The sequence below is a fragment of the Cupriavidus sp. 22TCCZM01-5 genome (assembly GCF_057798915.1).
The window spans coordinates 1-1,044 of record NZ_JBYOJR010000087.1; the positions used below are offsets into that span (position 1 = coordinate 1).

The 1,044-nt window shown below is 69.5% G+C and carries 1 protein-coding gene; it reads right to left on the reverse strand.

Going from position 1 to position 1,044, the window contains the following annotated elements; all coding sequences use genetic code 11:
• Positions 1-1,044: muconate/chloromuconate family cycloisomerase (locus AC3FNH_RS32530; protein WP_488723006.1), on the reverse strand; the 1,044-nt coding region annotated here is incomplete at both ends.

Here is a 1,044-nt window from a genome sequence, read left to right on the forward strand (position 1 = left end):
CGGGCCTTCAGGCAGGTGCAGGCTGAAGTCGCGATAGGTGGGCCGCTCGACCACGATGTCATCCTTTAGCAGCAGCGGCCCGAACAACTCCGTGCCCCACGCCAGCTGCGGCAGCGTGCAGAAGCCATGTGCGGCAGCAATGGTCCCCACGCTGCCCTCCAGCATCGTTCCGCCATACAGCGCAATGCCCGCGGCATCGCCCACGGCGGCCGTGCGCAGCATGCCGAAGATGCCGCCCGACTTGGCAATCTTCAGCGCGAACACGTCGGCACCGCCGATACGCGCCAGTTCCATCGCATCCTCGGGACCGCACACCGCCTCGTCCGCCATGACCGGCACCACGAAGCGCGCCGCCAGCCGCGCCAGCGCCGTGCGCTGCTCGCGCGGCGTGGGCTGCTCGATCAGGTCGATGCCCGCGGCTTCGAGCATGGCGATGCCTCCGGCGGCATCGGCCTCGTTCCAGGCCTGGTTGATGTCCACGGTCACGCGCGCGCGGTCGCCGAGCGCGCGCTTGATCGCCGATACGTGCGCCACGTCGTCGCGCACGCTGCGCCGGCCGATCTTGAGCTTGAACGTGTTGTGGCGGCGCTCGGCCAGCAGGCGCTCGGCTTCGTCGATGTCCTTCGCGGTATCGCCGCTGGCCAGCGTCCACAGCACCGGCAGCGTGGTGCGCACCGCGCCGCCCAGCAGCGTCGCAAGCGGCACGCCCAGCCGCTTGCCCTGCGCGTCGAGCAGCGCGGTCTCCAGCGCGGACTTCGCAAAGCGGTTGCCGCGCGCAACCTTGTTCAGGCGCGCCATCGCGGCATGGACATTGGTGGCGTCTTCACCGGCCAGCGCCGGCGCCAGGTAAGTATCGATGGTCAGCTTGATGCCTTCCGGGCTCTCGTCGCCATACGACAGGCCGCCGATGGTGGTGGCCTCGCCGATGCCCTCGATGCCGTCGCTGCAGCGCAGCCGCACGATCACCAGCGTCTGCTGCTGCATGGTGGCCATGGCCAGTTGATGGGCCCGGATGGTGGGCAGGTCGACCAGGATGGCTTCGAC